Source organism: Novosphingobium sp. TH158 (genome assembly GCF_002855555.1).
Taxonomy (GTDB): Bacteria; Pseudomonadota; Alphaproteobacteria; order Sphingomonadales; family Sphingomonadaceae; genus Novosphingobium.
Genome location: NZ_PKRT01000001.1, coordinates 258,708 through 281,143, shown reverse-complemented (window position 1 = coordinate 281,143; position 22,436 = coordinate 258,708). Strand labels below are relative to the sequence as shown.

Below are 22,436 nucleotides of genomic sequence, written 5' to 3'. Positions count from 1 at the left end.
TAGATGGTAGCGGAGGAGGGACTCGAACCCCCGACACGCGGATTATGATTCCGCTGCTCTAACCGGCTGAGCTACTCCGCCCCAAGGGCCTGGCCCGGCATTTCGTCCGGGCAGGCGGCGCACATAGGGTGTGCGGGCTTGGCGGTCAACACCTCACGTGCGGCGAAATGACCATCGTCCCAACGCTTCCCACGGACCGCCCTTGTAGAGGTGCAGGCCAAGGCCGGTGAAGCGGAAATGCCGTTCGAGCGGCTGCCCGGCCAGTTCCTGCTGCAACGCCTTCGCCGCTTCGCGAGCGACCTTGTTCTGCACGGTGATGTGCAGGCGAATCGGGTGGCTGTCCTGCGCGGTCAGGGTGCCGTGGAAGTGATCGGCGATCTCATCGCGGATCGCGACCATGGCCGGGCTCTCGATTCGCAGTGCCGTGCCCTTCCCCAGGTCCATCAGGCCCGTGATGCTAGCATCCGGGGCAGCATAAAGGCCCGCGATCCGCGGCAGGAAACCGAGCACCTCTTCCCGCAGCGAGGGCGCGAGGGCATGGAACAGCGTGACATGCGCCTCCAGGTGGTTGCGCTCGGGCGGGAAATGCGCGCGGCGCAGGCCATTTGCCCACGCGAAGATATCGCGCGGCAGCTCTGCGGTTACGATGAAGGGTTCGAAGGCCATTCAGGTCGTCATAGCGATGCGGGCGGCGGCATTGAAGAGCGGGGGGATGCTTGCCGCCGCCCGCGAGCCGGAACGGTCTGGTGGGATCAGGCCGCTTCGGCGGTCTCGTTGGTCAGTGCGGCAAGCAGCTTTTCAGGGGCCGTCTCGCCATAGGGATCGCCGTTAAGGCCATCGTCGTTGATGCCCGGTTCCTCGAACCAGTGCGTTACCTTGTTGTCGCGCACGATCATGGCATAGCGCCAGGAACGCTGGCCGAAGCCTACGTGATCCTTGTTGATCAGCATGCCCATGCGGCGGGTGAACTGGCCCGAACCATCGGGCAGCAACTTCACGTTCTTGAGGCCCAGATGCTGGCCCCACTGGTACATGACAAAGGCATCGTTGACGGACATGCAGTAGACCTCGTCCACGCCGAGGCCCTTGAAGGCATCATAGAGGCGATCGTAGTTCGGGCACTGCTCGTTCGAGCAGGTGGGCGTGAAAGCACCCGGCAGCGAAAAGACGACGACAGTCTTGCCGGCGAATTCGTCGCGGACATTCACGTCCTGCCAGCGGAACGGGTTGGGTCCCTCGATGGATTCGTCGCGCACGCGCGTCTTCAGGGTAACATCGGGGATTTCACGATTGAGCACGGGGTTCCTCCTTGGTTGGGATAAACGCCGTTTAGCCAATCCGGTTTCATTGGCAAAACCGAATAAAAAATTGACTGTGATCGGATTTGACGATTTTCAGTCCGGCCTAGAAATCGCCGCGCGCCTTGCGGAGCGTGTACCACTTTTCGACGTTGGCGTTGTGCTCGGCCAGAGTCGAGGCAAAAGCATGGCCACCTGTGCCATCCGCCACCATGTAGAGCGCGTCGGTCTTCGCCGGGTTCAGCACCGCCTCGATCGATTCGCGCCCCGGGTTGGTAATCGGCCCCTTGGGCAGGCCGACCATCGAATAGGTGTTGTAATCGTTGATCGCCTGGATTTCCGACTGCCGGATGCGGCGGCCAAGCGGCTTGCCCTTGGTGATCGGGTAGATGATCGTCGGATCGGCCTGGAGCATGATCCCCTGCCGCAGCCGGTTGGAATAGAGCCCGGCAACCAGCCGCCGCTCCGAAGGCTTGCCGGTTTCCTTCTCGACGATCGAGGCGAGGATCAGGGCTTCCTGCGGGGTTTTGGCCACCGTATCGGGCGAACGCTTTTCCCACAGTTCCGCCAACGTGCGCTGCATCGCCGTCTGCATCCGCAGCAGCACGGCCTGCCGGCTTTCGCCGCGTTCAAAATCGTAGGTATCGGGCAGGATCGAGCCTTCCGGCGGCACGGCGACCGATCCGGTGAGCAGCGACTGGCCCATCACCCGCTCGTAAACCATGATCGAGGGCATGCCCTCGGGCACGGTGACGAACCGGCGCACCGCTTCCCCGCCCTGCAGGATCGACAGCACGCGCGAGGGGCTGGCCCCCGCCGGCAGGCTGAATTCGCCCGCCTTGATCGATCCGCCGGCACCGAAGATGCGCGCGCGCATGTAGAAGCCGGAAGCGGACGAGACCGCCCCTTCCCGCTCAAGCTTTTCCGATACCGATTTCAGCGATGCGCCATCGGGCACCAGGAACGATGCATCCTTTTCCAGCGGCCCACCCCAGTACCAGCCACCCAGCAGCCAGGTGAGGCTGCCGAGGGCCAGGACAATGGCGGCGATGATGCCCAGAAGGCAGCCGCGACGCATCATCGGGTTATTCGACTTCCTTGACGATCACCGAGGCATTCGTCCCGCCGAAGCCGAACGAGTTGTTGAGCGCGGCACGCACGCGGCGCTTCTTCGCCACCTTGGGGACAAGATCGACGCCTTCGGTGCCCTCGTCCGGATTGTCGAGGTTGAGCGTGGGCGGCACGATCTGGTCGCGAATGGCGAGGATGCAGAAGATCGTCTCGACCGCGCCGGCACCGCCGAGCAGGTGGCCGATGGCCGACTTGGTCGAGCTCATCGAAGCGCCGGCAAGGTCGTTGCCCAGCACGCGCTTGACCGCGCCAAGCTCGATCGTGTCGGCCATGGTCGAAGTGCCGTGGGCGTTGACGTAGTCGATGTCGCCCGGGCCCATGCCGGCCTTCTTCAGCGCCATGCGCATGGCCAGTTCGGCGCCCTTGCCTTCCGGGTGCGGCGCGGTGACGTGGTAGGCATCGCCCGAAAGGCCATAACCGACGACTTCGGCGTAGATCTTCGCGCCGCGCGCCTTGGCGTGTTCGTATTCCTCGAGCACGACAACGCCGGCGCCCTCGCCCATGACGAAACCGTCGCGGTCCTTGTCATAGGGGCGGCTTGCCTGTTCGGGGCGGTCGTTGAAGCTGCAATTCAGCGCGCGGGCCTGGGCAAAGCCGGCAACGCCCAGCGGATTGATCGTGCCTTCCGCACCGCCGGCCAGCATCACGTCGGCATCGCCGTCGCGGATCATGCGGGCGGCATCGCCGATCGAGTGCGCGCCGGTGGAGCAGGCCGTAACCACCGCGTGGTTCGGGCCCATCAGGCCGTACTTGATCGAGACCTGTCCGGAGATCAGGTTGATCAGGCGCCCGTGAACGAAGTGCGGCGAAACGCGGCCGGGGCCCTTTTCGTGCAGCACGATCGATTCACTCTCGATCCCCGGCAGGCCACCGATGCCCGAACCGATCGAGCAGCCGGTGCGCATCTTCAGGTCATCGTCCATGTCGACCAGACCGGCATCCTCAAGCGCCTGACCGGCGGCATCGATGCCGTAGACGATGAACGGATCGACCTGGCGCTGGATCTTGTGATCGACGCGCTTGTTCGGATCGAAGCCATAGGGGTGGTCCGCCGGCTTCACCTCGCAGGCGATCAGGCACTTCTGGTCGGAGGCATCGAACCGGGTGATCGGTCCGGCACCGGACTTGCTGGCGAGGATATTGGCCCAGGTGGTTTCGACATCGGCCCCCAGCGGGGTGACAAGACCAAGACCGGTTACAACGACACGACGCATTTAGAGCCTCTCAGATCCGAAAATGCGACAGGCCCAGACCCAAGCGGGACTGAGCCTGTCTTCAAATTGCTTCCTGAACCTCCCGCCATGCGCCTTGGACAGGCCCGGGGCGCGGCGGGATGGGGCCCGATCAGCCCTTGTTGTCGTCGATGTACTTGATCGCGTCGGTGACGGTGCTGATCTTCTCAGCTGCGTCGTCCGGGATCTCGACACCGAATTCTTCTTCGAAAGCCATGACCAGCTCGACGATGTCGAGCGAGTCAGCGCCCAGATCGTCGATGAAGCTTGCGTCTTCGGTGACCTTGTCAGCCTCAACGCCGAGGTGTTCGACGACAATCTTCTTAACGCGGTCGGCGGTGTCGCTCATGGGTCAGTCCTTTTGTGAACGATAGATGAAACTTTCAGTCCCGCCCCTAGAGAACGGCGCGCGCGCTGGCAAGGGGGGCGCTACGGTTTGCCTCACCCTTTCTGAGGTTCGACAACGCGCAGGTGCAGTTCGCGGAGCTGCCTCAGTTCGGCCTGCGAGGGCGCGCCCATCAGCAGGTCTTCGGCGCGCTGGTTCATCGGGAACAGCGTGATCTCGCGCAGGTTCTGCACACCGCAAAGCAGCATGACCATGCGGTCGACACCGGCCGCCATGCCCCCGTGCGGCGGAGCGCCGTACTGGAAGGCGCGGTACATGCCGCCGAAGCGCGCTTCGACATCGGCCTTGGACAGGCCGACCAGTTCGAAGGCCTTGACCATCAGGTCCGGATGCTGGTTGCGGATCGAACCCGAGGCGAGTTCATAGCCGTTGCAGACCATGTCGTACTGGAAGGCCTTGATCGTCAGCGGATCCTGCGTTTCCAGCGCTTCCAGCCCGCCCTGCGGCATCGAGAAGGGGTTGTGCGCGAAGTCCAGCTTCTTCTCTTCCTCGCTCCATTCGTAGAACGGGAAATCGACGATCCAGCAGAAGCGGAAGGCGTCCTTTTCGACCAGGTCGAGCTGCTCGCCCACGCGGACACGCGCCTGGCCGGCCAGCTTGGCCGCCTGGTCTTCCTTGCCGGCGGCGAAGAAGGCACCGTCATCGGGGCCAAGGCCAAGGGCGTCCCACAGCGCGGCCATCTTTTCCGGCCCGTGGTTCTTGGCGATCGGCCCGCCGAACTCGCCGCCCTTGCGGGTGGCATAGCCCAGGCCGGCATGGCCTTCGGAGCGGGCCCAGTCGTTCATGTCGTCGAAGAACTTGCGGCTCAGCCCGGCCGTGTTCGGCGCAGGGATCAGGCGCACCGTGCCGCCACTGCCGACGATCTTTTCGAACAGGCCGAAGCCCGAGCTGGTGAATTCGCTCGTCACGTCGCGGATCACCAGCGGGTTGCGCAGGTCCGGCTTGTCGGTACCGTAGTCGAGCATCGCCTTGGCATACGGAATGCGCGGGAACTCGCCCGCCGGGGTCACCTTGCGGCCATCGGCGAAGGTTTCGAAAATGCCGGCCATGACCGGCTCCATCGTTTCCCAGACCTCTTCCTGGGTGACGAAGCTCATTTCCAGGTCAAGCTGGTAGAACTCGCCCGGCAGGCGGTCGGCGCGCGGGTCTTCGTCGCGGAAGCACGGCGCGATCTGGAAATAGCGGTCGAAGCCGGCCACCATCAGCAACTGCTTGTACTGCTGCGGCGCCTGCGGCAGCGCGAAGAACTTGCCCGGGTGGATGCGGCTGGGCACCAGGAAGTCGCGCGCGCCTTCGGGCGACGATGCGGTCAGGATCGGCGTCGAATATTCGGTAAAGCCGATGTCTTCCATGCGCCGGCGCGTTTCGCGGATGATCGCGGTGCGCTTCATGATGTTGGCGTGCAGCGTTTCGCGGCGCAGGTCGAGGAAGCGGTACTTGAGGCGGATTTCCTCAGGATATTCCTGCTCGCCCGCCACCGGCATCGGCAGTTCCTCGGCGCGGCTGAGCACGTTCACGCCGCGGGCAAAAACCTCGATCTCGCCGGTGGACAGGTTGGTGTTCACCGTCGCATCGCTGCGCTTCTTCACATCGCCATCGATGGTGACAACCGATTCCACGCGCAGGCCTTCCAGTACGGGCAGCGCCGGACTGTCGGCATCGGCAACGATCTGCGTCATGCCGTAATGGTCGCGCAGGTCGACGAACAGGACGCCGCCGTGGTCGCGCTTGCGGTGAATCCAGCCAGAAAGCCGGACTGTCTGGCCAACCTCGGCTGCGGAAAGCGCGCCGCAGGTGTGGGAACGATAAATATGCATCGAAACTCTTTCCAATCGGCCGCCAATCGGGCAGGGGCGAAAGCGCGGGCTAACAGGCGAAACCCGCACCGTTGTCAAGCCGCGAGCCCGCACGGGCTCACTTACAGATAAGAAACATGCAAATACACAAGCTCATCACCGATTCCAAATCGCTTGCCGAACTGTGCGAGCGTCTGTCCCGGGCCGAATTCGTCTGCGTCGACACCGAATTCATGCGGGAGAACACCTACTGGCCGGAACTGTGCCTGATCCAGATCGCCGATACCGAGGAAGCCGCGGCCATCGACCCGCTGGCTCCAGGCATCGATCTGTCGCCGCTGCTCGACCTGCTGGTGGATAACGAGGACGTGCTGAAGGTCTTCCACGCCGGCGGGCAGGACGTGGAAATCATCTACAACCTTACCGGCCGCACCCCGCATCCGATCTTCGACACGCAGATCGCCATGATGGCGGTCAGCCAGAGCGAGCAGATCGGCTATTCCAACCTCGTCGAATCCTGGCTTGGCCTGACGATCGACAAGGGCGCCCGCTTTACCGACTGGTCGCGCCGTCCGCTCGATGCGCGCCAGATCGATTACGCCATCGGCGATGTTACCCACCTTTCGAAGATCTTCCCCAAGATCCTGAAGCGCCTGATCAAGACGGGCCGCGGCGAGTGGCTGGATGCCGAGATGGAAAAGCTCGCCGATCCGGAAAACTACCGCAACGATCCCGATCAGGCCTGGCAGCGCATCCGGGCGGCGGGGCGCAATCCGGCCATGCTCGGACGGCTCAAGGCTATCGCCCGCTGGCGCGAGATCGAGGCGCAGGACAAGAACATCCCGCGCGGCCGCATCGCGCGCGATGAAACGCTGGCCGATATCGCCAGCCACCCTCCGCGCCAGCAGTCCGACCTTGCCAAGGTTCGCGGCCTTTCGCCGGCATGGAAGGACAACGAAATCGGCAGGCGCCTGATGGCGGCGATCGAGGGATCTTCGCCGCTGACCGATGCAGAGCTGCCCCCGCGCACCCCGCGCGGCGCACCGCTGGGCAAGGAAGGCGCGCTGGTGGCAGACCTGCTCAAGCTGCTGCTCAAGATCCGCGCCCGCGAGATCGACGTCGCCGCCCGGCTCCTGGCGCGCAGCGATGACCTCGAACTGCTTGCCGCCGGCATTCGCAAGAACATCCCGCTGCTCGAAGGCTGGCGTTACCAGACCTTCGGACGCGACGCGGTCGACCTGGTGGAAGGCAAGCTTGCCTTTGCCGTGGTCAACGGCAAGCTGAAGATGACGCACGTCGATGACGTGGAGGAAGAGGCTGCGGCTGCGCTGGCAGAAGGCGAAGTAGAAGCAGACGAAGCAACGGAATAACCCTGCGCCGGGCTGCCATCAGGGGATGGCTTGCGCTTGCGACGGGTGAAGGCCGTTTTGCCGACTAGCGGCAAAGCTCAGCCGAAAGCGCTTCCGAACCGGGTTTCCATTTTGCCACCAGCGAAGAGCTGGTCCGGTAAAGCGCAAAATACCGTCCATCGGGCCGCTTGATCTCGAAACCTTCGCCCTGGGCGCCGTTCGGGCCACGATACAGATGAGGCAGGGGCTTCGGTGTGCCCCAATCGCCGATCTGCGCCTTCATCGTGGCAGCAATTCGCGCGGTCACCGCAGGGTCGATCGGCTTTCGGTCCGATCGCACGCTATATGCGCCGATCGACATCAGGTTCATGACCCCGGCCTGTTCCGGCTTTTCGGCATAGATGAACAGGTAATCCGCCCCGCCCGCGCCTATCGTCAGCGGAAAGCCGAAGCCCGGCTCCGCTTTCGGCAACTTTTCCAGCGGGAAGCTGGCCGCTGCGGCGAATGCATTGAAAGGCCCTTTGAAGTTCTTGCAGATCCAGGGATGCAGGGGTCCGCGCGCAAATGCTGGGGATGACACCATCGCGAAGGCCGCCATAGCCATGCCTGCCACGCAAATTCGCCCGCCTGTGGTTCCGAACATCATTGACCCTCCTGCGCGAAATCTGCCTGAACCTTGCATAATTCAATGAGAAAGCAACTGCCAGAACAGATAGGCAAATCCGGTGCCAGGTCTTCAGGAACACCCCTTCGTCTGGAAAATGCCGTGCTCACGCACCGGCAAGGCATTTCCTAAACTGCCGGTCTCTGGCATCGAGGGCGGATGGTAAGACGGCCCCCTTCGCTTCCGGCAGCAGCCACGCCCGCTGCCCACCCCACGCCTCCGCTTTTTTGTTTTCTTCGCGCGCACCAATAGGGATAGCCGGCGTGAAACCGCAGAATTTCGTCATAAAAGTGACCGCGCGCGAGGTTTACACAGTGTCAACTTTGTCAACCTCGCCAAGCACGCCTAAGGTCTGCCGATGACCGTCTATCACCCCACGCTGAAACAGCTCCAGTACCTCGTCAGCCTGCACGAGCATGGCCACTTCGGGCGGGCGGCCGATGCCTGTTTCGTCAGCCAGTCCACGCTTTCGGCGGGCCTGCGCGATCTTGAGACGCTGCTCGGCGTGGTGCTGGTGGAACGGACCAAGCGCGCCGTGCGCTTCACCCCGCTGGGCAATGCCGTGGTCGCCAAGGCGCACCGCCTGCTGCGCGAAGCCGAAGAGCTTTCCGACATGGTGCAAAGCGCCGGCCAGCCGCTTTCGGGCGAGGTGCGGATGAGCGTGATCCCCACCATCGCCCCGTTCCTGCTGCCCCGGATGCTGCCGCGCCTGCGCCGCGAGCGGCCTGCGCTGAAGCTTTACCTGCGCGAGGAGACCAGCGCACAGGCCATCGAATCGCTGCACCACGGGCGTGCGGACTGCGTGCTGCTCGCCCTGCCCTTCCCGACGGGCGAGGTGGAGAAGGAGACGATCGAGCTCGACGCGCTTTACGTCGCCTTTCCCAAGGACGATCCGCGCGACCCGCCAAGCGAAGTGCCGCCCGAACTGATCGACGAGAACCGGCTGCTGCTGCTGGAAGATGGGCATTGCCTGAAGGATCACGCGCTTGCCGCCTGCAACCGGCCGGAACTGCGCGCCTCTGCCACGATGATCGGTACCTCGCTGCACACGCTGGTGCAGATGGTGGACAATGGCCTTGGCCTGACCATGTTGCCGGAAATGGCGGTGGATGCCGGAATCCTCAACGGTACCGACGTGGTGGCGCGCCCCTTGCGGTCGGATACGGCGAACCGGGAAATCGCGCTTGTCTGGCGCCGCAACAGTCCTCGTTCCGAAGAATTCCGCCTGCTCGCAGAGGAACTGCGCGCGGGATAGAATTTACCATTGTTGCCTGCGCCTCTCCATGACATCTTCTAGGTAATTGTCAGGGGGATTCGTCATGCTCAAATCGCGCAAGAACCTTGTTCGCAACCTGGTGCTGGCCATGGTCGTGGCAGACGCGGCCGGTATTTACTATCTGCACAGCCGCCTTTCCCAACCGACGAGCGGTGGCGCTTCGACCATCGATGACGAAATGATCGCCGCCGCAGCGAAGGTGGATTTCAAGCCGCAGGTCCAGCAGCCGGAAGCCCCTGCCCTCGCCCGCGAGCTTCCCAAGCCCGCCTTCGGGCAGGAAGAGGCCAAGCTTGCCGCCGCACCGCAGCCGGCCCCGGTCGCGGCGAAAGCGGCAGCCGTGGCAAAGCCGGTGGCCGCTCCTGCCCTTGCCGCTGCACCCGTTGTGGCAAGGCCGAAGGCCGAAGCACCGCGCGCGGCACTCGCGGCACGCACCATCCCTGCTCCGCGCCTCCAGGCCCCGGTTGCCCCCTCGGCGAAGAAGGTTGCCGCGCCGTCGGTGGTCCTCGCTTCGGCCAAGCCGAAGCTCGCCGCCCCGGTTCGCAAGCGCGCCTCGTTCAGCAAGGTCTTTGCCGGCCTTGCCGCGCCGGAGGTTTCGGTGGCCACGGCAAGTGGCTCGCTGGCAAGCGCTGCGCCGGCCATCACCGCGCAGTTCATGCCCGAATCGCGTGAACCTGTGCCCACAGCCATGGGAATCACCACTCAGGCGATGGCGATGGGCCAGGCGGGCGCGCCGGATACCTCGCTTCCGAAGGAACTGGGCGGATCGCAGCCTGCTGTCGCCTCGACCGAACTGCCTCCCTCAGAAGGCGAATGAGCGGCGACGGCGCGGCCTTCAGTCCATGTGCTTGAGGCCGACCCGCAGGTAATCCCAGCCCGTCATCAGCGTCAGCACGGCTGCGCCCCACAGGGTGACCAGCCCGAAGGCCTGCGGCAGGTTCTGCTCCGTGCCGGGGATCATCCACCCCGGCAGTCCGCCTGCCAGGATGAACGAGCCGAGCGCGAGGATCTGGAAGGTCGTCTTCCACTTGGCGAGTCTGGAAACCGGAACGGAAACACTGAGCCCGCCAAGGAACTCGCGCAGGCCCGATACGGCGATCTCGCGCAGGAGGATCACCAGCGCGGCGATCACGTGGACCTCTTCGACATCATGGTTGGCCACCAGCACGACAATGACCGAGGCGATCATGATCTTGTCGGCGATGGGATCGAGGAACTGCCCCAGCTTGCTCACCATGCCGCGCGATCGGGCAAGGTAGCCATCGAAATAGTCGGTGATCCCCATCAGGGAATAGACACACCACGCAGCGAGATAGCCCGTATGCCAGCCCGGCCACCACATCAGGGCAACAAGCACCGGCACGGCAAGGATGCGCGACAAGGTCAGGATGTTGGGCAGCGTCAGCAAATTCGCACTCACTTTCCTGCGGCCGATAGCCTTAGCCGCCTCCCCCTGTCCACAAGCCAACGCCGAGGCGGTGCGTTACAGGCTTGCCCATCGCATCTTGCCCGCTAGGGTCTGCCGCCAAACGGGGGAGCTTTCAAGCAGCGCATGACCACTTCCACACATCTGGTGCGCCAGCGGCGCTTCCTGCCGCTGTTCATCACGCAATTGCTGGGCGCGTTCAACGACAACCTGTTCAAGAACGCCATGGTGCTGTTCGTGGTCTATTCGGTGTACAATTCCGAAGCTGCGGAAGCGCGCTTTTCCGCCATTGCCTCGGCGCTGTTCATCCTGCCGTTCTTCGTCCTTTCGGCGCTGGCCGGCCAGCTTGCCGACATGCGCGACAAGGCGCGGATCATCCGCGTGGTGAAGTTCTGCGAGATCCTGATCATGCTGGTCGGCGGCGCGGGCCTGGTGCTCGCCTGGCAGGGCATGGCGGTGACGACGATCGCCATCCCGCTGATGCTGGCAGCGCTGTTCGCCATGGGCGTCCATTCCACCTTCTTCGGGCCGATCAAGTACGCCATCCTGCCGCAACACCTGAAGAGCGAGGAAGTGCTGGCAGGCACCGGCATGGTCGAAGCCGGCACCTATATCGCCATCCTTGCCGGTACGATCCTGGCAGGATGGATCGGCGTGGAATGGGCGGCGCTTGGCGTCGTGCTGACGGCCTGTGTCGGTTATCTTTCCGGCCGGCAGGTGCCCCCTGCCCCGCCGCAGACCGCCGCCGAACCCATCGACTTCCACTTCCTGCGCAGTTCGGTGAACCTGGTCCGCCAGACCACCCACGATGCCCGTGTGTTCGAGGCGATCATGGCGATCAGCTTCTTCTGGGCGGTCGGCACCGTGCTGTTCATCCAGTTCCCGCCGCTGGCCAAGAACGTGCTTCACGCCAGCAAGGAAGTGGCCAGCCTGTTCCTCGTCATATTCTCGGTCGGCATCGCCATCGGTTCGGTTTCGATCAACATGCTGCTCAAGGGCACGGTCTCGGCGCGCTGGTCGGCACCCTCCGTGATCGTCATGGCCCTGTTCGTCGTGGCGTTTTACCTTGTCTGCCACTCCTGGCCCGAACTCGGCAACGGGCTGCTCGATGTCGGCGCGTTCCTGGCCCAGCCGCTGGCCGTGCCGCTGCTGCTGACCCTGCTGGGGATCGCCATTGCCGGCGGCATGTTCGTGGTTCCGCTCTATGCCTTCCTCACCACTTTCGTCGACAAGTCGCAGACGGCCCGCACCATTGCCGCGAACAACATCGTCAACTCGGGCGCCATGGTGATCGGCTCGCTCGTCGCCATGGGACTCAGCGCCATTGGCGTCCCGCTCAAGGAACAGGTGCTGCTGAGCGCGGTGATGTGCGTGATTTCCGCCCTGCTCGGCGCGCAGCTCTATCGCAGCGAGCGTGCGGCCTTGGCGAAGTCAGCCGAGCCAGGCTGAAACGGCCAGGAAGCAGGCGCTGTAGGCCATCAGGAACTGCTTCACGTCCTCGCTGGAAAGGCGCCATTGCGGACGGGCGGGCTTAGCATCGGAGCCGCGCCGCACATGGGGCGGCAGGCGCATCAGGAACGGGTGACGGGCGGTTTCGTCGGTTAACACCAGGGCTCTTCTCACGGGGCCAATCTCCCTTGCGACTGGCACTTGCGTTAAGAAGTCCTTCACCATCGCACCAGCCCGGGAATCGCCGATTTATCCGCGCTTCCCGTTTCGGCACATTAACCCTTCCCCGTGTTTCCCCTTAGCCTTCGGCAAGCTTGAGGATATATTCCCACTCCGATGGACGGACTTCCGAAACGGAAAGCCGGAATTTCGTCAAAAGGTCCATTTCGGCGAGTGCCGGATCGGCTTTTATTTCCTTCAGCGTCACCGCCCGCTTGAGCTTGCGCACAGGCTTCACCTTCACCGCGGTCCAGCGGCCGGTCTCGTCCGTGGGGTCCTGGAAGCCTTCCTCGCTGATCCGGGCAATGCCCACGATCTCCACCCCAATGTTGGAATGATAGAAGAAAACCTCATCCCCCTGCTGCATCGCGCGCAGGTTGTTGCGGGCGGTGTAATTGCGCACGCCATCCCACGTCCCCTCGCCCTCCGACACGAGGTCGTCCCACGAATAGACGTCGGGCTCGCTCTTCATCAGCCAGTAGCGCTTGGTCGGATTGATTTTGGTCATGAACTTCACCGGAAAAGGGTCTATGCCGCGCGCCATTACCCAAATTTGCGGAACACGCCACATGCCACTTACAACTTTGCCGGTGCTTTCGCTGGCTGACGATCCCGCCAGCTTCTCGGCCGCGATCGGTGACAGCTTCAGGACGTTCGGATTCGCCATGGTCAAGGACCACGGCATCGATGCCGACCTTATTGACCGCGCCTGGCAGCTTACCGAACAGTTCTTCGCCCTGCCCGAAGAGGAAAAGCGCAGCTACCACGATCCCAGGATCGCCGGCGCACGCGGCTATACGCCGTTCGGCACCGAAATCGCGAAGGACGCAAAGGCTCACGATCTCAAGGAGTTCTGGCACATCGGACGTGACCTGCCGCCCGGCAGCCCGCTCGCCGATGCCTCGATGCCGCCGAACGTCTGGCCGACCCGGCCCGAGGGGTTCAAGGACCTGTTCCAGGAGCTTTACCGCCAGTTCGACGCCACCGGCGCGACCATCCTTTCGCGGATCGCCGTCCATCTGGGGCTGGACGAGCATTGGTTCGATCCGGCGATCGAGGACGGCAACTCGGTGATGCGGCTGCTGCACTATCCCCCGCTCGAAGGCGTGACGGGAGAGGCAATCCGCGCCGGTGCCCATGGCGACATCAACCTCATCACCCTGCTGCTGGGTGCCGAGGAAGCCGGGCTGGAACTGCTCTACAAGGGCGAACGCTGGATTTCCGCCTCGCCGCCCAAGGGCGCGCTGGTGATCAACGTGGGGGACATGCTGGAGCGGCTGACCAATCACATGCTGCCTTCCACAATTCACCGCGTGCGCAACCCCGATCCCGAACGCGCGCGCTTCAGCCGTTATTCGATGCCGTTCTTCCTGCACCTGCGCAGCGATTTCCCCATCAAGACGCTGCCCCAGTGCATCAGCGCGGAAAATCCCGATCGCTATCCCGAGCCGATCACCGCGGACGAATTCCTTCAGCAGCGGCTGATCGAGATCGGGCTGAAAAAGAAGGCCTAGGACTTTCCCGCGGCCCGCTCTCCGCTGGAACTTAACCAATATTTCATCGCGAAGACTGCATGATCGCTCATTCATCCGGCAACAGGGGTGTCGGCGATCATGCAGGTGCCGGCGCGGGCCGTAACTCAGACGCGAAAAAGCAGCTGGAACGGACCGGCAGGGATGTCGTCGTCCTGGCCATCAGCTTCGTCGCGCTGGTGCTGTTTGTCGGCACGGGTGGCACGGTCATCCCGCAGGCGATCCGCTGGCTCCAGGGCATCGGCCTGCCGCCCGACCGAGTGCTCAGCAACGCGCTGCTGCTCAACATTGCGCTGATCATCTTCGGCTGGCGGCGCTATCGCGATCTGACCGATCAGGTGCAGGAACGCTCGCGGGCCGAGGAGCGCGCGCGCCTTCTTGCGGAAACCGACCCGCTCACCGGTTGCCTCAACCGCCGCTCCGTCTGTGCGGCAATCGAGGAACTGCGCAACGCCGCTGGCCGCCGCGGGGAGCAGGTGGCGGTGCTCGTGTTCGATCTCGACAATTTCAAGCGCCTGAATGACTGCAACGGCCACGCCGCCGGCGATGCTGTCCTGCGCGAATCGGCGCGGCGGCTGCAGGCAGTCCTGCCCCAGGGTTCGCTGACCGCGCGGCTGGGTGGCGATGAATTCGCCTGCGCCATTCCCTTCGACCCAGCGCGACCCGAAGTGGTCGAACGCATTGCCGCGCAACTGCTCGAAACGCTTTCTGCGCCGGTCGAATCGGCGGGCGTGAAGCTGGAGGGCCTCTCGATCTCGCTCGGCCTTGCGCGGTTCGACATCGCCACGGGCAAGGCGGTGACCGCGCAAGACCTGCTGCACATGGCCGATATCGCCATGTATCACGCCAAGAAGGCCGGCAAGGACCGCTACTTCTGGTTCGAGCCGCAGATGGAAAGCGAACTGCGCTTTCGCAGCGAACTGGAAGCAGGGATCCGCCACGGCGTGGCCCACGGCGAATTCGTTCCTTTCTACGAACCGCAGGTGGACCTGAAGACAGGCACGATCTCCGGCTTCGAAATGCTGGCTCGCTGGCAATCCCCGGAACTGGGCCTGGTCGGCCCCGACCTGTTCATCCCCATTGCCGAGGAAATCGGCGTGATCGGCGACCTTTCGGAAAGCGTCATCCGGCAAGCCTTGCAGGATGCCAAGGAATGGGACCCGGCGCTGTCGCTTTCGGTCAACATCTCGCCGGTGCAGCTGCGCGATCCGTGGTTCGCGCAAAAGCTGCTCAAGCTGCTGGTAGAGGCCAACTTTCCCGCCAACCGGCTGGAGATCGAGATCACCGAAAGTTGCCTGCACGAAAACCTCGGCCTTGTCCGGTCGCTGATTGTCAGCCTGAAGAACCAGGGCGTGCGCATCAGCCTTGACGATTTCGGCACCGGCTACAGCTCGCTGGCGCAGCTGCGCTCCTTGCCGTTCGACCGCATCAAGATCGACCGATCCTTCATCTCCACGCTCGCCAGCAACAGCGATTCGATGACCATCGTCCAGGCCATCGCCTCGCTCGGCAGCGGCCTCGGCCTGCCGATCACGGCCGAAGGCGTGGAGGATTCCGAAGTGGTGGACGAACTGCGCCGCATGGGGGAATTCAAGGCGCAGGGCTATCTTTATGGCCGCCCCGCCGCCGCACCCGATATCGAAAAGCGGCTCGCCGAACTGGGCCTGCTGCGCAAGGCGCAGACGCTGGCCTTCCCCTCGCCCACGAACGCCGAACAGCGGGCAGGAACGGCATAAGGCTGGACCTTGCCCCCGCGCGTCCCTAGATGCCGGGCATGCGCGTACCCTTCGTTAAGATGCATGGCCTGGGCAACGATTTCATCGTGCTGGATGCGCGTGCCGGTGGCGTGCCGGCAATGGATGCGCGCCTCGCCGCCGCCCTGGCTGACCGCAAGACGGGCATCGGCTGCGACCAGCTGATCCTGATCGAACCGTCCGAACTTGCCACCTTCCGGATGCGCATCTTCAACGCCGACGGCAGCGAAGTGGAAGCCTGCGGCAACGCCACCCGCGCGGTGGGCCTGCTGCACGGTGCGGAAGCGACGATCGAAACACTTGGCGGACTGCTGAAGGCCGCGCCCGCCGATGGCGGCATTGCCGTCGACATGGGCGAGCCGCGGTTTGACTGGCAGGCCATCCCGCTGGCCTACGCCATGGATACCTTGACCATGCCGGTCGGCTGGGAAGACCTCGATGCCCCGGCGGCAGTCAACGTGGGCAACCCGCACGTCGTGTTCTTCGTGCCTGACTGCGGGGCGGTGGAAGTCGAACGGCTCGGCCCGCTGATCGAGCACGACCCGCTGTTTCCCGCCCGGATCAACGTCAACATCGCGACGGTCGCCAGCCGCAGCCACATCCGCCTGCGTGTGTGGGAACGCGGTGCCGGTGAAACTCGCGCCTGCGGGACCGGCGCCTGCGCCACGGCCATCGCCGCCATGCGCCGGGGACTGGTCGACCGGCAGGTTACCGTCTCGCTCGCCGGGGGCGATCTTGCCATCGGCTGGGGCGCGGACAACCGCATCACCATGACCGGCCCTGCCGTCGAAAGCTTCCGCGGCACGTTCGATGCGGCGGACTACGGAGTGGCCGGGTGACGGTCGAAGTCGTTTCGCTGGGTTGCCGGCTGAACCTGTCCGAAAGCGAGGCGCTGCGCGGCCTGCTGGCCGATGCCGGAAACATGGTGGTGGTCAATTCCTGCGCGGTCACGGCAGAGGCCGTGCGCCAGACCCGGCAGGCGATCCGCCGCGCCCGCCGTGCCCATCCTGATGCCCGGCTGATCGTCACCGGTTGCGCCGCCGAAGTGGAACGCGACGCCCTTTCCGCCATGCCCGAGGTCGATGGCCTGATTGCCAACCGCGCCAAGCTCGATCCCCGTGCCTGGAACGTGCCGCCCGCGCGGCCCGCACCGTCGGCCAGCTACACCCGCGCCTATGTTACCGTGCAGACCGGTTGCGACCATGCCTGCACCTTCTGCGTGATCCCGCAGGGCCGCGGCGAAAGCCGGTCCCTGCCGGTTCCGCAAGTTCTGGCAGAGGTAGACCGCCACCTTGCCAACGGGGTGCGCGAAGTCGTGCTTACCGGGGTCGATCTCACCTCATGGGGAAGCGACCTGCCCGGCGCGCCGCGGCTCGGTTCGCTGGTCGAGGCGATCCTTCGCGCCTTCCCTTCGCTCGATCGCCTACGCCTCTCCTCGCTCGACGGTGTGGAGATCGACGATCACCTGTTTAACCTGATAGCGGGCGAAGCGCGCGTCATGCCGCACGTGCACCTTTCACTGCAGCACGGGCACGATCTGGCTCTGAAGCGCATGAAGCGCCGCCACAGCCGCGCCGATGCCCTTTCGCTTGTCAGCCGCCTGCGCGACCGCCGCCCCGAAATCGCCATCGGTGCAGACCTGATCGCCGGCTTCCCGACCGAGGACGAGGCGATGCACCGGGCCAACCTGTCGATCATCGGCGAGCTTGGCGTGGTGCACGGTCACGTCTTCCCCTATTCGCCGCGCCCCGGTACGCCTGCCGCGCGGATGCCGCAGGTTGCCCCGCAGGCAATCCGGCAACGCGCCGCCGAACTGCGCACCGCCGTTACCGCGCAACGCACTGCCTGGCTTGCCTCGCTGGTCGGAAAGTCCTTGAAGGTGCTTGCCGAACGCGACGGGACCGGCCATGCGGAAAACTTCGCGAGGGTGCAGCTGCCCCCCGCAACCCAACCCGGATCGATCGTTACCATGGTACCCGAACGCGTCACCGAAGGCCTGCTGGCATGAGCGGCGAAAGCTCATGGACCGACCGCATTTTCGGCGGTTTCAAGAAGACGTCCGAGCGACTGACGGAGAACCTTTCCGGCATCGTCAGCAAGACCCGGCTGGACGAAGCGCAGCTGGACGATCTGGAAGATGCGCTGATCCTTTCCGACCTCGGCCCACGCGCCGCGCGCCGCATCCGTGACCGGCTGGCCGAGGAACGCTTTGAGCGCGGCGCAGACGAGCGCGCGATCAAAGAAGCGGTTGCGGCAGAGATCGCTGCGATCCTGCGCCCGGTTGCCAAGCCGCTGGACATCGTCGCCTTCCCCCGCCCGCAGGTGATCCTGGTGATCGGCGTCAACGGATCGGGCAAGACAACCACCATCGCCAAGCTGGGCCACCTGTTCCAGGAGCTGGACTATGGCGTGCTCTTTGCCGCGGGCGACACCTTCCGCGCCGCCGCCATCGAGCAGCTGGGCGTCTGGGCCGGCCGGCTCGGCATCGAAATCGTGCGCGGGCCCGAAGGCGGCGATCCGGCGAGCATCGTGTTCGATGCGGTCAAGCTGGCGACCGACAAGGGCACCGATGCGCTGATCGTCGATACGGCGGGCCGCCTGCAGAACAAGCGCGAGCTGATGGACGAACTCGCCAAGATCCGGCGCGTGCTCGGACGCCTGAACCCCGAGGCGCCGCACGATGTTGTCCTCGTGCTCGATGCCACGAACGGGCAGAACGCCTTGCAGCAGATCGAAGTGTTCAAGGAGGTTGCCGGAGTGACCGGTCTGATCATGACCAAGCTTGACGGTACGGCGCGCGGCGGTGTGCTGGTTGCCGCCGCCGAACAATACGGCCTGCCGATCCACGCCATCGGCGTTGGCGAAAAGATCGACGACCTGCGCCCCTTCGACCCCGATCTTGTCGCGCGCGTCATCGCAGGAGTGGCATGATGACTGAGGCAAAGGCCCAGAAGCCCGGCTGGCTCGGACTGGTGGTCGATTACGGCCCGATCTTGCTGTTTTTCGTGGTCTACAAGTACTACTCGCCCAGCGATCGCGGCGACATGATCGGCGAGATTGCCGCGGTCGTTCGCGGCACGATTGCCTTCATGGGCGGAGCCATCGTCGCCTTCGCGGTCAGCCTGATCCGCTTCAGGCACGTTTCGCCCATGCTGTGGCTGACAACGGCGATGATCCTGTTCTTCGGCGGACTGACCGTGTGGACGCAGGACCCGGCGTGGATCAGCCACAAGCCCACGGTGGTCTACCTGTTCGGCGCGGTGATGCTGCTGGGCGGCTGGCTGCGCGGCAAGGCGCTGCTGAAGATTCTGCTGGGCGCGGCTTTCGAAGGCCTGGACGATGCCGGCTGGATGAAGCTTTCGCGCAACTGGGGCCTGTTCTTCATCGCGCTCGCCGCGATCAACGAAGTTCTAGCCAATCGCGACTGGTTCACTTTCGAACAGTGGCTGCAGGCCAAGCTGTGGCTGTTCCTGCCGCTTTCGTTCGTCTTCACTTTCGCCCACATGCCCATGCTTCTGCGTCACGGACTGGCCAGCGAGGCGAAGGACGAGGCCGAGGCGACAACGCCGCACGAGTGATGGCGCTGGGGATTTTCCGCAAAAAGCGGTGACAATCGTTCGCAATTAACGCATTTAGAGCGCCGTACCGTAACGTCCGGCGTCAAACGAAAGGACAACAAGGGGGAAGCTATGGCCAAGTTTTTCGGAAACCTGCACCTGGTTCTGCTCGTCGGCCTCGCCGCCGCGATCGGAGTTATGTATTGTTATGACGGCATTGCGCCGGTGACCACGAACTCGCTGTTCCGCTGGTTGCACACCTTCTTCGGCATCCTGTGGATCGGCCTGCTCTATTACCTGAACTTCGTCCAGGTTCCGACCATGCCGTCGGTCCCGGCCGAACTGAAGAAGGGCGTGACGGGCTATATCGCGCCCAAGGTGTTCTTCTTCTTCCGCTATGCCGCGCTGCTGACCGTGATCACCGGCCTGGTGATTGCTTTCGTCAACGGCTACGGCCACCGCGCGCTGAGCTTTGCCGGTGCCACCCGCGCCGAAAACATGATCGGCCTGGGCATGTGGCTGGCGCTGATCATGGCCGCCAACGTGTGGTTCCTGATCTGGCCGGCCCAGAAGAAGATCCTCGGCCTGGTCGAAGCTTCGGACGAGGCGAAGGCCAAGGCTGCGCCGGTGGCCCTTGCTGCCAGCCGCACCAACCTGCTGCTGTCGCTGCCGATGCTCTATTGCATGGTCACGGCAAATCTTGGCTGAGGCGGGGAGAAACGCCTGAAGCCGAACGGCGCTCCTTCGGGGGCGCCGTTCTCGTTTCAGCCCATGGAAAGCAATGGTTGCAGGCTGGCGTGGGCAGCAATGTGGCCAGTCAATCCGGCGAGCCAGCCGTGCCGCCAGCACAGCCAGCCCCACAGCACGCCCGCTGCGCCATGCAGCGAAAGCTCGCGGATCACGGTCAGGGCCGACCATTCCAGCCCGGTGAAATAGCCCCGTGCGACCAGCGGGTAGGCAACGAAAGCCGTGAGCAGAATGGCCAGCCAGTGCACCGCAGGGCCGCGCCTGCCGGTGAGCGCCATGACGCTCCAGGTGATGCCGGTCAGCGCCACCAGCCGCAGCTGCAACTCGTCGATCAGGGCACCGCGCGCGAACCAGGCAATGCGCGCCAGCGGCCCAGCCTCTGCCACCATGTCGCGTTGCACTTGCGGGACGATGGTGGAAAACAGCGTCGCATCGGCAAGCGCCATCCAGGCACCGAAGGTCAGGCCAGCGCCGGCAGCAAGGGCCAGCGAGCGTGCTCCGTGGCGGGGCAGCAAGACCAGGCCGGTATCGGCCAGACCCGGCAGCGGTGCCCCGCCCGGCAGCGTCAGATCTCCACCTGGCTGCCGAGTTCGACGACGCGGTTGGACGGCAGGCGGAAGAATTCCATGGCGCTGGCCGCGTTGCGCAGCATCCAGGCAAACAACTTTTCGCGCCAGATCGCCATTCCCGGCCGGGCCGAGGCGATCAGCGTCTGGCGCGAGAGGAAGAAGCTGGTCTTCATCATGGTGAAAGGCTCGCCGCAGACGTTAGCTTCCTTCAGCGCCGCGGGCACGTCGGTTTCCTCAAGGAAGCCATAGCGCAGCTTCAGCTTGTAGAAGGCCTCGCCGAACTGCTTGCACGTCACCCGCTCTGCGGGATCGACATAGGGCACGTCCTCGATCGACACGGTAAGGATCACCACGCGTTCGTGCAGCACCTTGTTGTGCTTAATGTTGTGCAGCAGGGCCGAAGGAACACCGGCAGCGCTGGAGGCCATGAACACCGCCGTCCCCGGCACGCGCTGGGCGCTGGAATGGGCGCTCTTGGCGAAGACCTCGAAGGGAATGGTTCCCTCGGCCATGGCGGCGCGCATCAGCTTGCGGCCCTTGGACCAGGTGGTGAGCAGGGTGAAGATGAAGAAGCCCATTGCCAGCGGCACCCAGCCGCCCTGCGGCACCTTGATCAGGTTCGCCCCGAAATAAGCGATGTCGACGACGATGAACACGAAGACCAGCGGCAGCGCCTTCCACAGCGGCCAGTGCCACAGCGAGATCAGCACGGCTGCCAGCAGCAGCGTATCGATGAACATCGCGCCCGTAACCGCGATGCCATAGGCAGCCGCCAGCCGGGTCGAGGAGCCGAAGAACAGCACCAGCACCAGCACCATGATCATCAGGCCCCAGTTGATTACCGGAATGTAGATCTGCCCGGCAGCCGCGGCGCTGGTGTGCTTGATCTGCATGCGCGGCATGAAGCCGAGCTGGATGGCCTGCTGGGTCAGGCTGAACGCACCCGAGATCACCGCCTGGCTGGCGATGATCGTCGCCAGCAGGGCAAGCACGATCACCGGAATGCGCACCATGTCCGGGATCATCAGGAAGAACGGATCCTTGATCAGCGCAGCGGCCGCCTCGGGGCTGGTCTGCGAAAGGACCAATGCGCCCTGCCCGACATAATTGAGCAGCAGGCACGGCAGGACGAAGGCCAGCCAGCTGACCCCGATGGGATTGCGGCCGAAATGGCCCATGTCGGCATAGAGTGCTTCGGCACCGGTCACCGCGAGCACCACCGAACCCATGGCAACAAAGGCGCGAAAACCGTCGGTCAGAAAGAAATTGACCGCGTTGAGCGGGTTGATCGCCTCAAGGATGATCCCCGGCATCGCCGTAACGTGCGTCACGCCCAGCACGGCGAGCGTGATGAAATAGACCATCATGATCGGCCCGAACAGACGGCCGACCTTTTCCGTCCCGCGCGACTGGATGGCGAAGAGGCCGAACAGGATCGTCACCGCAAGGGGAACGATCCAGTCCTTGAAACCGGGATGGACGTATTGCAGGCCTTCGGTCGCAGAGAGCACCGACATGGCCGGGGTGATCATCGAATCGCCATAGAACAGCGCCGTGGCAAAGACGCCCAGCAGCACGAAGGGGCCGGTCCACTTGGCGTTTTCCGACTTGCGGTTGATCAGCGCCAGCAGCGCCAGGCTGCCGCCCTCGCCCTTGTTGTCCGCCTTCATGATGGTCAGGACGTACTTGAACGTCACGACGATCATCATCGACCAGAAGACAAGGCTGAGCACACCGTGGATGTGCACCGGATCGACCTGGATTCCCGGCGCACCATGATGCGAGGCGAAGGTTTCGCGGAAGGCGTAAAGCGGGCTGGTACCGATATCGCCGAAGACGACACCGATCGCGCCGATCGCCAGCTTGGCCAGGCCGCCGTGATGACCGCCGGGATGGTGGGATGCGATATTGGCGTCGGCCGAAATGGCCGCGCCGGAATTCTGCGATTCAGCCATGCAGATGCATGCCCCTATTTGCGCTGCCGATTCGGCTGCGCGCGCCTAGCATCCGCGCATTGCCGCCGCAACGCAATCG

General features: G+C 64.2%; 23 protein-coding genes and 1 tRNA gene. 11 read left to right on the top strand and 13 right to left on the bottom strand.

Annotated elements, in window-relative coordinates; translation table 11 throughout:
• Positions 1–4: 4 nt before the first annotated feature.
• The 7 genes from C0V78_RS01550 to aspS form a co-directional block, all read right to left on the bottom strand.
• A tRNA-Met gene (locus C0V78_RS01550) sits at positions 5–81 on the bottom strand.
• Positions 82–153: 72 nt separating this feature from the next.
• A complete protein-coding gene (locus C0V78_RS01545) occupies positions 154–666 on the bottom strand; it encodes a 2'-5' RNA ligase family protein (RefSeq protein WP_101796119.1) in 513 nt (170 codons plus the stop codon).
• 86 nt (positions 667–752) lie between these two features.
• Positions 753–1,298 (bottom strand): peroxiredoxin, encoded by a 546-nt coding sequence (locus tag C0V78_RS01540; RefSeq protein WP_101796118.1) that lies wholly within the window; start codon positions 1,296–1,298, stop codon positions 753–755.
• A gap of 106 nt (positions 1,299–1,404) precedes the next feature.
• The gene (gene mltG, locus C0V78_RS01535) at positions 1,405–2,379 is read right to left on the bottom strand and encodes an endolytic transglycosylase MltG (protein ID WP_101796117.1); all 975 of its coding nucleotides are present in this window, start codon (positions 2,377–2,379) and stop codon (positions 1,405–1,407) included.
• A gap of 4 nt (positions 2,380–2,383) precedes the next feature.
• Positions 2,384–3,643, bottom strand: a complete 1,260-nt coding sequence (gene fabF / locus C0V78_RS01530; RefSeq protein ID WP_101796116.1) for a beta-ketoacyl-ACP synthase II — start codon at positions 3,641–3,643, stop codon at positions 2,384–2,386.
• Between the two features lie 130 nt (positions 3,644–3,773).
• Complete coding sequence (locus C0V78_RS01525) at positions 3,774–4,010, bottom strand: acyl carrier protein (RefSeq protein ID WP_101796115.1); 237 nt, start codon at positions 4,008–4,010, stop codon at positions 3,774–3,776.
• 92 nt (positions 4,011–4,102) lie between these two features.
• Positions 4,103–5,884 (bottom strand): aspartate--tRNA ligase, encoded by a 1,782-nt coding sequence (gene aspS / locus C0V78_RS01520; RefSeq protein WP_101796114.1) that lies wholly within the window; start codon positions 5,882–5,884, stop codon positions 4,103–4,105.
• A gap of 116 nt (positions 5,885–6,000) precedes the next feature.
• On the opposite strand from aspS, the gene rnd reads away from it, so the two are divergent.
• Positions 6,001–7,233: a ribonuclease D gene (rnd, locus tag C0V78_RS01515; protein ID WP_101796113.1), complete on the top strand. Its 1,233-nt coding sequence runs from the start codon at positions 6,001–6,003 to the stop codon at positions 7,231–7,233.
• A 64-nt stretch (positions 7,234–7,297) separates the two neighbouring features.
• Here rnd and C0V78_RS01510 read toward each other — a convergent pair whose 3' ends face one another.
• Positions 7,298–7,810 carry a hypothetical protein gene (locus C0V78_RS01510; protein ID WP_101796112.1) on the bottom strand — a complete coding sequence of 171 codons (513 nt, stop codon included), beginning with the start codon at positions 7,808–7,810 and terminating at the stop codon, positions 7,298–7,300.
• 424 nt (positions 7,811–8,234) lie between these two features.
• Here C0V78_RS01510 and C0V78_RS01505 point away from each other — a divergent pair, with 424 nt between their 5' ends.
• Together C0V78_RS01505 and C0V78_RS01500 are read left to right on the top strand one after the other, a co-directional pair.
• Positions 8,235–9,131, top strand: coding sequence for a hydrogen peroxide-inducible genes activator (locus tag C0V78_RS01505; protein WP_101796111.1), 897 nt, complete (start codon positions 8,235–8,237; stop codon positions 9,129–9,131).
• Between the two features lie 64 nt (positions 9,132–9,195).
• On the top strand, positions 9,196–9,966 hold the full coding sequence (locus tag C0V78_RS01500) for a hypothetical protein (RefSeq protein WP_101796110.1): 771 nt from the start codon (positions 9,196–9,198) through the stop codon (positions 9,964–9,966).
• Between the two features lie 18 nt (positions 9,967–9,984).
• Here C0V78_RS01500 and pgsA read toward each other — a convergent pair whose 3' ends face one another.
• Complete coding sequence (gene pgsA, locus C0V78_RS01495) at positions 9,985–10,557, bottom strand: CDP-diacylglycerol--glycerol-3-phosphate 3-phosphatidyltransferase (protein WP_101796109.1); 573 nt, start codon at positions 10,555–10,557, stop codon at positions 9,985–9,987.
• 144 nt (positions 10,558–10,701) lie between these two features.
• Here pgsA and C0V78_RS01490 point away from each other — a divergent pair, with 144 nt between their 5' ends.
• Positions 10,702–12,024 (top strand): MFS transporter, encoded by a 1,323-nt coding sequence (locus C0V78_RS01490; RefSeq protein ID WP_101796108.1) that lies wholly within the window; start codon positions 10,702–10,704, stop codon positions 12,022–12,024.
• Here C0V78_RS01490 and C0V78_RS01485 read toward each other — a convergent pair.
• Positions 12,007–12,183, bottom strand: coding sequence for a hypothetical protein (locus tag C0V78_RS01485; protein ID WP_254049780.1), 177 nt, complete (start codon positions 12,181–12,183; stop codon positions 12,007–12,009). The genes C0V78_RS01490 and C0V78_RS01485 overlap by 18 nt on opposite strands.
• 139 nt (positions 12,184–12,322) lie before the next feature.
• Positions 12,323–12,751: an EVE domain-containing protein gene (locus C0V78_RS01480; protein WP_101798131.1), complete on the bottom strand. Its 429-nt coding sequence runs from the start codon at positions 12,749–12,751 to the stop codon at positions 12,323–12,325.
• 61 nt (positions 12,752–12,812) lie between these two features.
• Here C0V78_RS01480 and C0V78_RS01475 point away from each other — a divergent pair, with 61 nt between their 5' ends.
• The 7 genes from C0V78_RS01475 (at position 12,813) to C0V78_RS01445 (ending at position 19,794) form a co-directional block, all read left to right on the top strand.
• Positions 12,813–13,757 carry an isopenicillin N synthase family oxygenase gene (locus C0V78_RS01475; protein WP_101796106.1) on the top strand — a complete coding sequence of 315 codons (945 nt, stop codon included), beginning with the start codon at positions 12,813–12,815 and terminating at the stop codon, positions 13,755–13,757.
• 59 nt (positions 13,758–13,816) lie between these two features.
• Positions 13,817–15,511 carry a bifunctional diguanylate cyclase/phosphodiesterase gene (locus C0V78_RS01470; RefSeq protein WP_101796105.1) on the top strand — a complete coding sequence of 565 codons (1,695 nt, stop codon included), beginning with the start codon at positions 13,817–13,819 and terminating at the stop codon, positions 15,509–15,511.
• 38 nt (positions 15,512–15,549) lie between these two features.
• Positions 15,550–16,368 (top strand): diaminopimelate epimerase, encoded by an 819-nt coding sequence (gene dapF / locus C0V78_RS01465; protein ID WP_101798130.1) that lies wholly within the window; start codon positions 15,550–15,552, stop codon positions 16,366–16,368.
• A complete protein-coding gene (locus C0V78_RS01460) occupies positions 16,365–17,537 on the top strand; it encodes a MiaB/RimO family radical SAM methylthiotransferase (protein WP_101796104.1) in 1,173 nt (390 codons plus the stop codon). Before dapF ends, C0V78_RS01460 begins: the two co-directional genes overlap by 4 nt.
• Positions 17,534–18,460, top strand: a complete 927-nt coding sequence (ftsY, locus tag C0V78_RS01455; protein ID WP_101796103.1) for a signal recognition particle-docking protein FtsY — start codon at positions 17,534–17,536, stop codon at positions 18,458–18,460. Before C0V78_RS01460 ends, ftsY begins: the two co-directional genes overlap by 4 nt.
• A complete protein-coding gene (locus C0V78_RS01450; RefSeq protein ID WP_371514411.1) occupies positions 18,457–19,107 on the top strand; it encodes an inner membrane-spanning protein YciB in 651 nt (216 codons plus the stop codon). Before ftsY ends, C0V78_RS01450 begins: the two co-directional genes overlap by 4 nt.
• 111 nt (positions 19,108–19,218) lie before the next feature.
• The gene (locus C0V78_RS01445; RefSeq protein ID WP_101796102.1) at positions 19,219–19,794 is read left to right on the top strand and encodes a urate hydroxylase PuuD; all 576 of its coding nucleotides are present in this window, start codon (positions 19,219–19,221) and stop codon (positions 19,792–19,794) included.
• Between the two features lie 56 nt (positions 19,795–19,850).
• Here C0V78_RS01445 and C0V78_RS01440 read toward each other — a convergent pair whose 3' ends face one another.
• Positions 19,851–20,348: a hypothetical protein gene (locus tag C0V78_RS01440; RefSeq protein ID WP_101796101.1), complete on the bottom strand. Its 498-nt coding sequence runs from the start codon at positions 20,346–20,348 to the stop codon at positions 19,851–19,853.
• Between the two features lie 50 nt (positions 20,349–20,398).
• Positions 20,399–22,357, bottom strand: a complete 1,959-nt coding sequence (locus C0V78_RS01435) for a potassium transporter Kup (RefSeq protein WP_101796100.1) — start codon at positions 22,355–22,357, stop codon at positions 20,399–20,401.
• Between the last annotated feature and the right edge of the window lie 79 nt (positions 22,358–22,436).